Raw genomic sequence first — 14,081 nt, 5'->3', positions numbered from 1 at the left:
CTGCGGTCACCCGGTAGGACGGGGCGAAGTCCTAGGAGGTTGCCCCTCTTTCGGGCAGGATCTGGCCGAAGAAGACCTACAAAACCCGGACAGAAGAGGAAGAGTCGTATCCATGCAGGTCTGGCCGGGACAGGCGTACCCCCTGGGCGCCACCTATGACGGAGCAGGAACCAACTTCGCGGTCTTCTCGGAGGCCGCCCACAGGATCGAGCTGTGTCTGCTGCACGACGACGGCTCGGAGACGGCGGTGGAGCTGCGCGAGACCGACGCGTTCGTGCGGCACGCCTATCTGCCGGGCGTGATGCCCGGTCAGCGGTACGGGTTCCGGGTGCACGGCCCGTACGCGCCGGAGCGCGGGCTGCGCTGCAACGCGGCGAAGCTGCTGCTCGACCCGTACGCGCGCGCGGTGTCGGGGCGGATCAAGTGGGGCGAGGCGGTGTACGGGTACCCCTTCGGGCGGCCCGACGCGCGCAACGACCTCGACTCGGGCCCGCACACGATGACCTCGGTCGTGGTCAACCCGTACTTCGACTGGGGCGACGACCGGCGCCCGCGCACCGAGTACCACCACACGGTGATCTACGAGGCCCATGTGAAGGGCCTGACGATGCTGCACCCGGACCTTCCGGAGGAGCTGCGCGGGACGTACGCGGGGCTCGCGCACCCGTCGGTCATCGGCCACCTGAAGGAACTGGGCGTCACCGCGCTCGAACTGATGCCCGTTCACCAGTTCGTGAACGACCACCGTCTGGTGGACGCGGGGCTCGCCAACTACTGGGGCTACAACACGATCGGCTTCTTCGCCCCGCACAACGCCTACGCGTCCTGGGGCGACCGGGGCCAGCAGGTCCTGGAGTTCAAGTCGGCGGTCCGGGCGCTGCACCAGGCGGGCATCGAGGTCATCCTCGACGTGGTCTACAACCACACCGCCGAGGGCAACCACCTGGGCCCGACGCTCTCCTTCCGGGGCCTGGACAACCCCTCGTACTACCGGCTCTCGAACGACCGCCGGTACTACACGGACACGACCGGCACCGGGAACTCGCTGCTCATGCGCTCCCCGCACGTGCTCCAGCTGATCATGGACTCGCTGCGGTACTGGGTGACCGAGATGCACGTGGACGGTTTCCGCTTCGACCTGGCGGCCACCCTGGCCCGCCAGTTCCACGAGGTGGACCGGCTGTCCTCGTTCTTCGACCTGGTGCAGCAGGACCCGGTGGTGAGCCAGGTGAAGCTGATCGCCGAGCCGTGGGACGTGGGCGAGGGCGGCTACCAGGTGGGGAACTTCCCGCCGCTGTGGACCGAGTGGAACGGCAAGTACCGGGACTGCGTGCGGGACCTGTGGCGGGGCGAGCCGCGCACGCTCGCCGAGTTCGCCTCCCGGCTGACCGGCTCCTCCGATCTGTACCAGGACGACGGGCGCCGGCCGCTCGCCTCGGTCAACTTCGTCACCTGCCACGACGGCTTCACCCTGCGCGACCTCGTCTCGTACAACGACAAGCACAACGAGGCGAACGGCGAGGGCAACCGGGACGGCGAGAGCTACAACCGCTCCTGGAACTGCGGGGTGGAGGGCGAGACCGAGGACGTCGGGATCGCCGAGCTGCGCGCCCGCCAGATGCGCAACTTCCTCGCCACGCTGATGCTCTCGCAGGGCGTGCCGATGCTCAGCCACGGCGACGAGTTCGGGCGGACGCAGGGCGGCAACAACAACGCGTACTGCCAGGACAACGAGGTGTCCTGGGTGCGGTGGCCGAAGGAGAACAGCGAGGCGGAGGGCACGCTGCTCCGCTTCACGCGGGCGATGGTCCGGCTGCGCCGTGACCATCCGGTCTTCCGGCGCCGCCGCTTCTTCCACGGCAGGCCGGTGGAGGGCACCCACGACGAGCTCACCGACATCGCCTGGTTCACGCCGGAGGGCGAGGAGATGACCTCCCGGGACTGGCAGGCGGCGCACGCCCAGGCGCTGACCGTCTTCCTCAACGGCAACGCCATCTCGGAGCCGGGCACGCAGGGCGAGCGGATCGCCGACGACTCCTTCCTGCTGATGTTCAACGCCTCGTCGAAGGAGCTGGAGTTCGCGGTCCCGGACAGCCACGGGCGCTGCTGGCGGATGGTGGTGGACACCTCGGACCCGGAGGGCATGCCGCCGCAGGAGGGTCCGGAGCTGGCGGCCGGCGAGCGGGTGACGCTCGCGCCGCTCAGCCTGACCGTTCTGCGCCGGCCGGCCTGAGCACGCGTACGGGGGCCTTGACCCGTACCGACCAGGAGAGGACCGCGCAGGCCACGGCCGCCCCCACCGCCACCGCGAAGGCGGCGGGGGCGCCCTCGCCCTCGGCGAGCCGGCCGGAGACGGCGAGGGCGAGGGCCTGGCCGCCCACGATCCCGCTGGTGAGGAAGGCCATCGACTCGGCGAGCCGGGCGGCCGGCACGGTCCGCTCGGTGAGCCCGAAGACGGTGATCAGGTGCGGGGCGTAGGCGGCGCCGAGGACGACGACGACCGCGTACAGCGCGCCCAGGGAGCCGACGAACAGCAGCGGTACGGAGAGGACGACGAGCCCGGCGGTCGCGGCCCGCCAGCGGGTCGTGAGCCCGATGCGGGCGGGCACGGCGGCCATGGAGAGGCCGACGGCGGCGCTCATGACGCCCATGGCGGCGTAGACGAGCCCGGCCTGGGCGGGGACGCCGAGCTCCTCGGTGAGGGCGGTGATCCCGGCCTGCGAGGCGCCGAACATGGCGCCCTGGAGGACCATCGTGACGCGCAGGGCGTACGCGGATCCCGGCAGCCTCGTCCGTTCGGCGGCACTCGTACGGGTGGAAGCGGCTCCCTCGCCGGTGGCCGCCGCCGGCGCTTCGGGGGCGGTCGCCCGGGCCGTCGGGTGGAGCGCGAAGGCGGTGCCGCAGACGGCGAGCAGCAGCGCCGCCAGGAGGAGCGCGGCGGCCGGGTGGGCGAGGGCGGCGGCGAGGCCGACGAGGGCCGGGCCGAGGACGAAGGAGACCTCGTCGAGGGTGCCCTCGAAGGAGAGCACCGCGCCGACGAGCCGGTCGTCCGCGCCCGACCGGCGGGCGAGGGCCACGGAGCGGGTCCTGGCGAGCGGCCCGACCTGCGGGACGGTGGCCCCGGCGAGCGCCCCGAGCGCCATGAGCGGGCCGGTCGGGGCGTCGGCGAGGGCGGCGAGGACCAGGGCGGTGACGGCGACCGCGTTGGCGAGGGAGGCCGCGAGGACGACGCCGCGCTGGCCGCGCCGGTCGGCGAGCCGGCCGATGACGGGCCCGGCGACGGTCTGTCCGGCGGCGAGCGCGCCGCCCGTGAGGCCGGCGGTGGCGAGCGAGCCGCTCGTCTCGGCGACCAGGAGCAGGCTGCCGAGCTGGCACATGGCGGTGGGCAGCCGGCCGAGGAACGAGACGACCGGCAGGGCCGGTCCGAGCAGGGACAGCGTGTCGCGATACATCCGGAGCATCACGCGAACGTAACGCGATGCACTCGAACGGGTGCATGGGGCGATGACACAGAAGCCCTCCGGCGGGGTACGTACGTTCGCATGACGCCCATTCCACCCACCGCGACCTACCGGCTGCAGCTCCAGCCGGAGTTCCCCTTCGCGGCCGCCGAGCGCGCCGTGCCGTATCTGGCCGGCCTCGGGGTCTCGCACCTGCACCTCTCGCCGGTCCTGGAGGCGGTGCCCGGCTCGACCCACGGCTACGACGTCACCGACCACCGGTCCGTACGGGCCGAACTGGGCGGCGAGGAGGGGCTGCGGGCGCTCGCGGCGACCGCGCGGGCGCACGGTCTCGGGCTCGTCGTGGACCTGGTGCCCAACCACATGGCGGCCTCCCCGCGCCACAACCACGCGCTGCGCGCCGTGCTCCGCGACGGCCCGGACTCGCCGTACGCCCGCTGGTTCGACATCGACTGGCGGGCCGGGGACGGCCGGGTGCTGCTGCCGGTGCTGCCCGCGCGGCTCCCGGAGGTACGGGACCGGTTCCGGGTCGCGGACGGCTCCCTGCACCTGGACGGCCAGGAGTTCCCGCTCCGTCCCGGCACCGAGGGGCTGCCGCTGGACGAGCTGCTCGACGCCCAGTGGTACCGGCTCGGCTGGTGGCGGCTCGCCCGCACCGAGCTCGGCTACCGCCGCTTCTTCACCGTCTCGGAGCTCATCGGGGTGCGGGTGGAGGACCCCGAGGTGTTCGCGGCGAGCCACGCGAAGATCGTGGAACTGGTCGCGGACGGGGTGATCGAGGGGCTGCGCATCGACCACCCGGACGGACTGGCCGACCCGCAGGGCTACTTGGAGGAGCTGGCGGCGGCGACCGGCGGGCGCTGCTGGACGGTCGTCGAGAAGATCCTCACGGGCGCGGAGACGCTGCCCGCCGCCTGGCCGGTCGCGGGCACCACCGGGTACGACGCCCTTCGACAGCTCGACGGGGTGTTCACCGACCCGATCGGCGCCGACGAACTCGCCGACGTCTACCGGGAGTTCGTCGGGAAGGCCGGGGACAGGGGCGGCCGCTGGGAGGCGACCGAGCGGCGCGCCGCGTACGAGGTGGTCACCCATGACCTGGCCGCCGAGACGGCCGCGCTGACCCGGATCGCCGGCCGGATCTGCGCCGCCGACCCCGCACTCCGGGACCACGCGCCCTGGGCACTGCGCACCGCGGTCCGGGAGCTCCTCGTCCGCGTCCCCGTCTACCGCCCCTACCGGACAGGCGGCGAGGAGGTGCTGACCCCGGAGGCGGCGCGCGGCGCGAAGGCGGCGTTCGCGGTGCCGGAGGAGGCGGCGGCGGTCGACCTCGTACGGGACCTGGCGCTCGGGGCACGGGGGGACGGGCCCGAACACCGGGCGTTCCGGGCGCGGTTCGCGCAGACCTCGTCCGCGCTGCGGGCCAAGTCCGTGGAGGACACCGCCTTCTACCGGTACACGCCGCTGCTCTCGGCGAACGAGGTCGGCGGGGACGCGGGCCGCCCGGCGGTGCCGGTGGAGGAATTCCACGCGTACTGCGAGCGGATCGCCCGGGACTGGCCGGCCACCGGCACGGTCCTCTCCACGCACGACACCAAGCGCAGCGCGGACGTCCGGGCCGGGATCGCGGTGCTCTCCCAGTGCCCGGAGGTGTGGGCGGAGCTCCTCGCGGAGGTCGCCGGGGTGCCCGCGCCCGACGCGCACGTGGCGTGGACGGCCTGGCAGACGGCCTTCGGCTTCGGCGTCCCGGACCCGGACCGGCTGGTTCCCGCGATCCTCAAGTCCGTACGGGAGGCGGGGCTGCGGACCAGCTGGACCGAGCCGGACGAGGAGTACGAGCGGGCGGTGGCCGAGTTCGCGGCGGCCGGGCCCGGCCGGATCCCGCTCCGGGCGGCCTCGGAGGCGGCCTTCGCCCTGGAGCCGCACATCCGGGCGCACGCGCTCGGCGCCGCGCTCGCACAGCTGACGATGCCGGGGGTGCCGGAGCTGTACCAGAACACGGAGCGGGAGTACCGGGCGCTCGTCGACCCGGACAACCGGGCGCCGTTCGCGGTCGGCCCGGAGGACGAGCGGACCGCCCTGGTCCGGGCGGCGCTGCGGCTGCGGCGGGCGCACCCGGAGGCCTTCGGTCCCGGCGGCACGTACGTCCCGCTGAGGGCGGAGGGCCCGGCGGCCGCGCACTGCCTGGCCTTCGCCCGCTCCGGCCGGGTGCTCACGGCCGTGACCCGGCTCTCCCTGCGGCTCGCCCAGGCGGGCGGCTGGCAGGACACCGAGCTGGTGCTGCCCGAGGGGCGCTGGGCCGACGCGCTCGACGGCGTACGGGAGTTCACGGGAGGACCGGCGACGGAGGTCAAGCTGGCGGAGCTGTTCGAGGAGCGGCCGGTGGCGTTGCTGACCCGGGTGGAGTGAACCGCGAAGCCCGGGTGGGATGAAGCTCGATGCCACGACCATGACAAGCTGACGATCATGACGAAAGATCAGACCGGGCGGATCATCGGTGCCGCGTTCGGACTCGTGTTCATCCAGGCCAACGCGGTCGCCCTGCCGACGGCGGTCGCCGTGCCGCTGCGCCTGCTGTCCCTCGCCGCGTTCCTCTGGGTGGCCGTCTTCGGGCGGCGCGGCGGCCAGGCACCGCCGGCCGCATCGGGTGAATCCGGCACCCGATTCGGCCGGCGCTACTGGTACGTGGTGGCGGCCGAGGCCGCCGGGCTCGCGGCCGGGCTCTTCGTGATCGCCCGAGTGCTGCACGCCCCGGAGGCGTCCGTGGGCTGGATCGCCTTCGTAGTCGGCGTGCACTTCTCCGGCCTCGCGGTCGCCTGGCGCAGGCCCGCGCTCCATGTGCTGGGAGCGTCGATCGCGGCCTGCGGCGCGGCGGGCCTGGTCCTGGCGGCGTTCGACGCCCCGGTCGTCGCGATCAGGACCGTCGCCGGAGTGCTCCCCGGCGTCCTCCTGCTCGCCTCGGTGCTGCGGCCGGGCCGTACGACCCCGGCCGCAGCGGCGTCCGAGGTCAGGAGCGGGACGCCCGCGTGACCACGCACTCGGTGTACTCGGAGGCGTCGCCGGTTCCGGGGTACCGAGCGGACACGTCGACGCCCTTGGAGGCGCCGGCGGCGACCGCGACGGCGGTCGTCGTCGCGGTGACGGGGACGACGCCGGCGCCCGTCTCGCCGGTGAACTTCATCGTGAAGCTGTAGTCGTAGTCGAAGGTGTTGTCGTTCTTCACGGTGATCCGGGCGACCAGGTTCTTGGTCGCCGGGTCGTACTTGCACGAGTCGATGGTCAGGTCGCGGATGGCCTTGTCGGCGCTGCCGGTGCTGCCGGAGACGGAGCCGCCGGCGCTGCTGCCCGAGGTGCCGTCGTGGTCGTCGCCGTGGTTGCTGCCGCTGTGGCTGCCGGAGCTGTGGCCGCCGCCGCAGCTGCCGCCGTGCGAGCCGCGGGCACCGGTCAGGGCGACGACCGCGATGCCGAAGACGGCGATGGCGCGGACATGACGCATATTCATATGTGAATCCCCGTGGAAAGTGGTGGTTCGAGCGTCCGGTTGACGGGCGCACGTCACCCTAGCAGCGCCGAAGGGGGTCGCTCAGCCGCCCGGCCGGACGATGAGACTGCGGGGAGCGCGGGTGATGAGGCCCGTTGACATGGGGCGGAAGCCGTCGGCGAGACGCAGCCGGGGCATCGCCGTGAACAGCGCGCGCAGGGCGTACTCCGCTTCGAGACCGGCGAGGAGGACCGCCGGGCAGAAGCCGGGACCGTAGGTGAGCTGGCCCGGGTCGTTGCGAAAGGGATCGAAACGGTCCGGCTCGCGGAAGCGTTCCGGGTCGCGCCCCGCCGAGCCGACGAGCAGCGCGACGGACGCGCCCGCCGGGATGATCCCGCCGCTCACCGGCACCTCGGCGGCGGTGCGGCGCACGGCGATCTGCACGGGCGGGTCCCGGCGCAGAGACTCGGTCCAGGCGCGTGCGACGAGACCGGCGGGCGCGTCGCGGAGGGCGGCGACCTGGTCGGGGTCGTCCAGGACGTTGCCGAGGAAGGAGGCGAGCGCCTTCTCCCGTACGGCGATCTGGCCGCCGCACTCCCCCGCGAGCGCGCCCGCCGCCCGGCCCCGTACGAGCCGCATCATGTCGCGGTAGGGCACGCCGACGGCCGCGGCGACGGTGCCGGCGGGCAGCCAGTGGCAGAAGTCGGCGACCAGGTCGGCCTGGGGTCGCTCGGCGATCCGGCGGGCCAGGACGTAGGCCGTTCGTTCGGTGACCGCGCGCAGGGCCTCGACGTCGACGTCGACGTGGGCCCGCGCGCACGGCGGGTCGCCGGGCCGGTGCCCGTGCGTGAAGCGCTCGTCGGTGAGGGCGGCGGCCACGTCCGCGTACCGGCTGAGGACCCAGGCCCGCAGCAGCGGGTCGTACGTGAGCGGGAACTCCTCGCGCAGGGTCCGGTGGATCCTGTGCGGGTCGCGGGAGGCGCCGGGGTCGAGGGGGCTGGGCGCGACGGTCCGCCCGCCGGGCGGGACGGGTCCGGCGGCGGCCGGATCGGCGAGGGTCCGTACGCGACCGGGGACGGGGTGCTCCGTGGCGGCGGTCGGCGGCGGCGCCGGTGCCATCGACGGCAGTCGTGTCCAGGGGTCCCCGGAAGACAGCGGTCGCGTCCGGGGGTCCCCGGAAGACAGCGGTCGCGTCCGGGGGTCCCCGGAAGACGGCAGTCGCGTCCGGGGGTCCTCGGAAGGCAGGCCGTTCTCCGTGCCCCGCTTCGGCTCGTCGCTCATCGCGCCCCCTGTCGATCGGCGGTGGGTGCCGCGGCCGGAGATCGTGGCGCGCGTCTGCCCAGCCCATCATCACGCGGGCCCCACCGCCCGCCGCATACCGCCGAACGGGTGAACGTCCACGTCGTGCGATTCAGTTCTGCGACAGCCGGAACGACATCTGGCCGAAGCCGACCACGTCCCCCGGCCGCACCGCCACGGCGCCGGTGACCCGCCGCCCGTTGACGGTCGTGCCGTTCGTCGAGCCGAGGTCGCGCAGCACCCACGTCCCGCCCTGCAGCGAGAGCTCGGCGTGCAGCCGGGAGGCCGTCTCGTGGCTGAGCCGCAGCCCGTTGACCGGGTCGCGCCCGATCCGCAGCGGGTACGGGCCGGGGTGCGGCAGGAGCAGCTTCGGCAGCCGCTCCGCGGTCCAGGCCCGCCCGATCCGTGCCGTGAACGCGGACATCTTCTCGACCGCGCCGACCACCCGCCGGGTCCAGGTGCCCTCGGTCCTCAGGTCGGCGGTGAGCAGGGCGAGTTCGTCGGGCCGGCGGGCCTGGAGCGCGCGCTCCATCCGGAAGAGGAAGGTGTCGTGCGAGAGGCGGCCCTGAGCGGCGCCCTCACGGAGCAGCCCCAGCGCGCGGTCCCGCTCGGCGTCGGTCAGCCGAGGGGAGTTCGCCGGAAGCTCGAAAGGGGTCGTCACATCCGAGATTGTCGGCCCGTCGGGCCCGAAGTGTCCAGAAGGACCCCGGACCTGGGAAAACCCTGTACCGGTCGCGGCGGGACCGCTGTTACGGTCTGCCGTCCTCATCACAGAGATCCCCAGGGGGAAACACGACGTGACCACGTCTCCTTCACCGTCCGCTTCGTCGTCCGCCACCGACCTCGTCATCCGCCCGCTCGCCGGGCCCGAGGAACTCGACCTGTTCCTCCGCCTCACCTACTCGCTCGACCACGAGCTCGCCGACGACCTCGCCACCGGCCGCCGCCTCCCCGCCTGGATGTGGGTGGCGCTCGACGGCGACCGACTGCTCGGCCGGCTCGCCTGGTGGACCCACGCCGCGGGCGCCGAGCCGCAGGCGCTCGACTTCTTCGACCTCGCACCCGACCTGGACGCGGACGAGCGCGCCGAGGTCGGTCTGCGGCTCCTGGAGACGGCGACGGCCGCGGTGGTCCCGGCGGGTGCGCGGCGCCCCGAGTTCGGGCGGTTCCTGCCGGCGGACTGGCGCGAGGTCCCGGAGACCAGGGCCCTCCTGGAGGGCCTGTTCGCCGTCCTGGAGCGCACGGGCGCCCGCCCGCTGGTCGAGCGGCTGCGTCTGGAGTGGCGGCCCGGCACCCCCGTACCGGAGCCGAAGGGCCGCCTGGAGTTCCGTCCCGTGCGGGACCGGGAGGACCTGCTCGCGCTGATGACGCCGGTGCTGGAGGGCACGCTCGACGCGCACGGGCAGGCCGATCTGGCCTCGGGCCTGTCGGCGCGGGAGGCGGCCGAGCTGCACTACGACGAGGAGCTCGCGCACTACTCCTCGCCGCGCGAGTGGTGGCGGATCGCCCGGCTGCCGGAGAGCGGCGAGCCGGTCGGCTTCGTCATCCCGGCGCGGAACAACTACCACCACACCATCGCGTACATCGGTGTGCTGCCCGCCCACCGCGGGCAGGGGTACATCGACGACATCCTGGCGGAGGGGACCCGGATCCTGGCCGCCGTCGACGTGCCCCGGATCCGGGCGGCGACGGACCTGGGGAACGTGCCGATGGCGGCGTCCTTCGCCCGCGCGGGCTACGTGGCGTTCGAGCACGCGATCAACTACGTGTGGGACGCGCCGGGCGCGTCGGGGTCCTGACTGCCAGGATGGTCGCGCTGACCATTGGCTGACCGTCGACGAGGGGATTCCCGTGCTCTTCGAGGTGTGGGCGCCGAGCGCCCGTGACCGGGTGACGCTGGAGCTGAACGGCTCCGTCCATCCCCTGGACCGGGACGCCGAACGGGACGGCTGGTGGTCGGGCGTGGTGCCCGCCGGGGACGGCGACCGGTACGGCTTCTCGCTCGACGGCGGGCACGTGCTGCCCGACCCGCGCTCGCGCCGGCTCCCCGACGGGCCCGACGGCCTGAGCGCGGTCGTCGACCACTCGGCGTACGCCTGGCGCCACGAGTCCCCGCGGCTGCGGCTGCGCGGCGCCGTCCTGTACGAGCTGCACGTCGGCACCTTCACCCCGGAGGGCACGCTCGACGCGGCGGCCGCGCGCCTCGGGGAGCTCGCGGGCCTCGGCATCACCCATGTGGAGCTGATGCCGCTGTGCCCGTTCCCCGGGGTGCGGGGCTGGGGGTACGACGGGGTGGCACCGTGGGCGGTCCACGAGCCGTACGGCGGTCCCGAGGCGCTGAAGCGGTTCACGGACACGGCGCACGGGCTCGGCATGGGCGTGGTCCTCGACGTGGTGTACAACCACCTGGGCCCGTCCGGCAACCATCTGCCGTCCTTCGGCCCGTACTTCACGGAGACCCACCACACGCCGTGGGGTGCGGCGGTGAACCTGGACGCGCCGGGTTCGGACGAGGTGCGGGCGTACTTCCTGGGGAGCGCGCTCGCCTGGCTGCGGGACTACCGGATCGACGGGCTGCGGCTCGACGCGGTGCACGCCCTGGCCGACACGCGGGCGCTGACCTTCCTGGAGGAACTGTCCGCCGCCGTGGACGAGTTGGCGAAGGAGCAGGGCCGCCAGCACTTCCTGATCGCCGAGTCCGACCTCGCCGACCCGCGCACGACCACCCCGCGCACGCTCGGCGGCCTCGGCGTGCACGCCCAGTGGAACGACGACTTCCACCACGCCCTTCACGCCGCCCTGACGGGCGAATCGCAGGGCTACTACGGCGACTTCGCGCGCGCTCCGATGGCGGCGCTCGCGAAGACGCTCACCCGCGTCTTCTTCCACGACGGCACGTACTCGTCCTTCCGCGGCCGCCACCACGGGCGTCCGGTGGACCGGGAGCGCACCCCCGCCCACCGCTTCCTGGGGTACGCCCAGACGCACGACCAGATCGGCAACCGGGCGCTCGGCGACCGCCTTTCGGCCTCGCTCTCCCCCGGTCTGCTCGCCTGCGCGGCGACGCTCGTCCTCACCGGTCCCTCGGTGCCGATGCTGTTCATGGGCGAGGAGTGGGGGGCGAGCACGCCGTGGATGTACTTCACCGACCACACCGACCCGGAGCTCGCGGAGGCCGTACGGCGGGGCCGCAAGCGGGAGTTCGCGGCGCACGGCTGGTCCGAGGACGAGGTCCCCGACCCCCAGGAGCCGGCCACCCGCGACCGCTCGGTCCTGGACCGCACGGAACGCGAGCGGGACCCGCACAAGCGGCTCCTCGCCTGGCACCGCCAGCTGATCGCGCTGCGCCGCACCCTGCCGGACCTGACGGACCCGGACCTGGCGGGCGTGAAGGTGGCCTTCGACGAGGAGGCCCGCTGGCTGGTCTTCCGGCGCGGGGACCTGCGGGTGGCCGTGAACCTGGGCAAGGAGCCGACGGTGATCCCGCTCGGCTCCAACGGCCGCGACCGGGTCCTGGCCTCCTGGGACCCGGTCGCGGCCCCGGCGGCGGACGGCCTCCTCAGCCTCCCCGGCGAGTCGGCGATCGTCCTGACGGACGGCTGAACCGCCCGACCGCTACTCGACGATCGCCATCTCGTGCGGGGTGTTGTTGAAGCGGCGGCCCCCGCCGTCCTCCGTGGCCGTGACGATGTCCTCGATGCGGACGCCGAAGCGGCCCGGGAGGTAGACGCCGGGTTCGATGGAGAAGCACATGCCGGGGACGATGGGGAGTTCCTCGCCCTCGATCATGTAGGGCGGTTCGTGGGTGGTGACGCCGATGCCGTGGCCGGTGCGGTGGATGAAGTACTCGCCGTAGCCGGCGTCCGTGATGACCTTGCGGGCCGCCCGGTCGACCTCCTGGCAGGCGACCCCGGGGCGTACCGCCTCGAAGCCGGCCTGCTGGGCCTCGCGGACGAGGTCGTGGACGCGGCGCTCCTCGTCGGTGGGCTCGCCGACGTGGACGGTGCGGGTGGTGTCGGAGCCGTAACCGTGCTTGAGGCCGCCGAAGTCGAGGACGACCATGTCGCCGCGCTCGATGACCCGGTCGCCGGCCTCGTGGTGCGGGTTGGCGCCGTTGGGCCCGGAGCCGACGACGGTGAAGTCGACCTGCGAGTGGCCGAACTCCATGAGGAGCCGGGCGAGGTCGGCGGCGACGTCGGTCTCCTTGCGGCCGGCGAAGCGGACCTTGAGGATCTCGCCGTACGCCTGGTCGGCGGCGGCCCCGGCGGCCGCGATCCGGGCCAGCTCGTGCGCGTCCTTGACGCCCCGGAGCATCGGCAGGGCCTCGGTGAGGGAGACGTACGAGGTGCCGGGCAGGGCCTGCTGAAGGCCCAGGAGGTGCATGGCCCAGGCGTTGTCGCTGACGCCGAAGCGGCCGTCGACGTCGAGGAGTGGGGCGGTGACGGCGTACGGGTCCTTGCCGTCGGTCCAGTCGCGCAGGGTGAGCGCGGCGGCCCCGGCGGCCTTCTCGGCGTCGGGCGCCTCCAGGGTCGGGACGACGAGGACCGGTTCCCGGCCCGCGGCGAGGACGAGGACGGTGAGCCGCTCGGTGATCGCGGTCGGCTGGTAGCCGGTGAGGTAGACCAGGTCGGGTCCGGGGGCGACGAGGACGCCCGCGAGTCCGGCTTCGGCGGCGGATTCGGCGGCGCGGGCCATCCGGGCCCGGTAGTCGTCCGCGGTGAAGGGCACGACCTGTTCCGACATGGTGGCTTCTCCTCGACGTCTTCGTCTGCGTCCGGTGCGACGTACAGCATCCTGCCGGGCGGTGGCGCGCGCCGCGACCGGATGCCGGAGGGCCGTGTCCGGGTCAGCGGCGGTCGGGGCCCTGGGCGATGAGCCGTTCCAGGAGCTCGTGGAAGTCGTCGCCGACGACGATCCGCAGCTCGCCGCACTCCTCGTCGTGCTCGCTGAGCTGGGTGAGGGTGCCGCCGCGCCACCAGAAGACGTACGGGCTGATGGCGCCCGGCACGTCCTCGTACCCGGAGGCGGCGAAGGAGGCCATCGCGCCGAGGGCCGGGATGATCGAGGTGTCCCGGATGGGGTGGAAGGCGAGCTGGTGCCGGAAGGGCAGGGCGACGAGGGCGCCGTGCTCGCCGAGCGGGACGCCGGTGACGCGCTGGACGACGCCGTCGAGGTCGAGGACGCGGCTGGCGGTGTAGAAGGAGTCGCCGAGGATGACCTCGAAGCACATGCCGTCGGCGTCGCGGACGGTCTCGTGCTCCTCGACGGGCAGCCCGCGCAGGTTGCGCAGGGCCCGGTCGCGGAGCTGCGCGTGGTCCCCGAGCCGTTCGAGTGCCTCGTCGGTGAGCATCATGACGCTCTCCGGCAGGTCGAGGGCGAGGACCTCGTAGAGCCCGGGGGCGACGGTCCTGGCGTAGCCGAAGGCGCCGGCGTCGATGCCGTCGCCGCTGACGACCCGGGGGTAGAGCTGGGCGCGGATCTGCTCGGGCGGCAGGGTGTCGAGCGCGGAGGGCCCGTCCATGGCGCGGACGACGAGGCCGATGTGGCGTTCGATCATGCCGGGCCAGACGCGGGGGCCGCGCCGGTCCTGGTGGCAGACGGCGGCGAGGTTGCCGAGGCCGAAGCGGCGGCCCTTGTCGTCGACGACGTGGTCGGCGTAGACGGTGACCTCCAGGCCGAGTTCGGCGAAGGTCTCGCGGACCCGGCCGCGGAAGAGCGCGGCCTCCCGCTGGGAGAAGTACGCGAACTCGGGGTCCCTCGGTGCGTCGTCGCCGTCCCGCCTGGGTCCTCGTCGCAGCCACCTCACACCCGTCCGCCTTCCGTCGCCGTTGCGCACAGGG

Annotated in this window: 11 protein-coding genes; 5 read left to right on the top strand and 6 right to left on the bottom strand. The window is 73.8% G+C overall.

Features of this window, described 5'->3' with window-relative positions:
- Positions 1-112: 112 nt before the first annotated feature.
- The gene (glgX, locus tag SVTN_RS29475) at positions 113-2,233 is read left to right on the top strand and encodes a glycogen debranching protein GlgX (protein WP_041131820.1); all 2,121 of its coding nucleotides are present in this window, start codon (positions 113-115) and stop codon (positions 2,231-2,233) included.
- Here glgX and SVTN_RS29470 read toward each other — a convergent pair.
- The gene (locus SVTN_RS29470) at positions 2,202-3,452 is read right to left on the bottom strand and encodes an MFS transporter (RefSeq protein ID WP_041134358.1); all 1,251 of its coding nucleotides are present in this window, start codon (positions 3,450-3,452) and stop codon (positions 2,202-2,204) included. The two genes, glgX and SVTN_RS29470, sit on opposite strands and share 32 nt — an antisense overlap.
- A 99-nt stretch (positions 3,453-3,551) precedes the next feature.
- Here SVTN_RS29470 and treY point away from each other — a divergent pair, with 99 nt between their 5' ends.
- Positions 3,552-5,870, top strand: a complete 2,319-nt coding sequence (treY, locus tag SVTN_RS29465; protein ID WP_041134357.1) for a malto-oligosyltrehalose synthase — start codon at positions 3,552-3,554, stop codon at positions 5,868-5,870.
- Between the two features lie 57 nt (positions 5,871-5,927).
- Positions 5,928-6,491, top strand: a complete 564-nt coding sequence (locus SVTN_RS29460; protein WP_052499361.1) for a hypothetical protein — start codon at positions 5,928-5,930, stop codon at positions 6,489-6,491.
- Here the strand turns inward: SVTN_RS29460 and SVTN_RS29455 are convergent.
- The 3 genes from SVTN_RS29455 to SVTN_RS29445 form a co-directional block, all read right to left on the bottom strand.
- The gene (locus SVTN_RS29455) at positions 6,469-6,957 is read right to left on the bottom strand and encodes a hypothetical protein (RefSeq protein ID WP_245727678.1); all 489 of its coding nucleotides are present in this window, start codon (positions 6,955-6,957) and stop codon (positions 6,469-6,471) included. The two genes, SVTN_RS29460 and SVTN_RS29455, sit on opposite strands and share 23 nt — an antisense overlap.
- 87 nt (positions 6,958-7,044) lie before the next feature.
- Positions 7,045-8,061, bottom strand: coding sequence for a cytochrome P450 (locus tag SVTN_RS29450; protein ID WP_052499360.1), 1,017 nt, complete (start codon positions 8,059-8,061; stop codon positions 7,045-7,047).
- Between the two features lie 292 nt (positions 8,062-8,353).
- On the bottom strand, positions 8,354-8,902 hold the full coding sequence (locus tag SVTN_RS29445) for an FHA domain-containing protein (RefSeq protein ID WP_041131818.1): 549 nt from the start codon (positions 8,900-8,902) through the stop codon (positions 8,354-8,356).
- Positions 8,903-9,038: 136 nt separating this feature from the next.
- Between SVTN_RS29445 and SVTN_RS29440 the strand changes: the two genes are divergently transcribed.
- Positions 9,039-10,040: a GNAT family N-acetyltransferase gene (locus tag SVTN_RS29440; protein WP_052499359.1), complete on the top strand. Its 1,002-nt coding sequence runs from the start codon at positions 9,039-9,041 to the stop codon at positions 10,038-10,040.
- Between the two features lie 52 nt (positions 10,041-10,092).
- A complete protein-coding gene (treZ, locus tag SVTN_RS29435) occupies positions 10,093-11,844 on the top strand; it encodes a malto-oligosyltrehalose trehalohydrolase (protein WP_041131817.1) in 1,752 nt (583 codons plus the stop codon).
- Positions 11,845-11,856: 12 nt separating this feature from the next.
- Here treZ and SVTN_RS29430 read toward each other — a convergent pair whose 3' ends face one another.
- Positions 11,857-12,984 carry an aminopeptidase P family protein gene (locus SVTN_RS29430; RefSeq protein ID WP_041131816.1) on the bottom strand — a complete coding sequence of 376 codons (1,128 nt, stop codon included), beginning with the start codon at positions 12,982-12,984 and terminating at the stop codon, positions 11,857-11,859.
- A 103-nt stretch (positions 12,985-13,087) separates the two neighbouring features.
- Entirely contained in the window at positions 13,088-14,047 is a 960-nt protein-coding gene (locus SVTN_RS29425; protein ID WP_041131815.1) for a DUF1444 domain-containing protein, read from the bottom strand.
- Between the last annotated feature and the right edge of the window lie 34 nt (positions 14,048-14,081).

This window comes from Streptomyces vietnamensis (assembly GCF_000830005.1).
Classification (GTDB): domain Bacteria; phylum Actinomycetota; class Actinomycetes; order Streptomycetales; family Streptomycetaceae; genus Streptomyces; species Streptomyces vietnamensis.
The sequence above is the reverse complement of the archived record's forward strand: the minus strand, read 5'-3'. Positions and strand labels throughout refer to the sequence as shown.